1 pseudogene is annotated in these 267 nt (G+C 40.4%); it reads right to left on the minus strand.

Annotated features, from left to right (window positions below):
- Positions 1-3 precede the first annotated feature (3 nt).
- Positions 4-267 (minus strand): annotated as a pseudogene (locus AAEZ00_RS21365) (hypothetical protein); the annotation flags it as partial.

Here is a 267-nt window from a genome sequence, read left to right on the forward strand (position 1 = left end):
CCATTAAAGCAACCTCGTTAATGCTAAGGACATAGTTCGTTCTAAATTCGTGGTGTCTGTTAATCGAGCTTGCCAAAATGGATTATATAAATTTCCATATTCATGCTTACCCTCTGCTCGAGTCCATAAATCAGTTGGTCTAGAGTAAGAGGCCTGTGATGCTGATATAGACTGTAATCTATCACCTAACCTTTTTTCTGCTGTTGCTGGGTCTATATTGTTTCCGGCTAAATCACCAGAGCTTGTTGTCCTTGCATCGTTCTGTTC

This window comes from Shewanella sp. S1-49-MNA-CIBAN-0167 (assembly GCF_040310145.1).
In the GTDB taxonomy this organism is placed as follows: domain Bacteria; phylum Pseudomonadota; class Gammaproteobacteria; order Enterobacterales; family Shewanellaceae; genus Shewanella; species Shewanella psychromarinicola.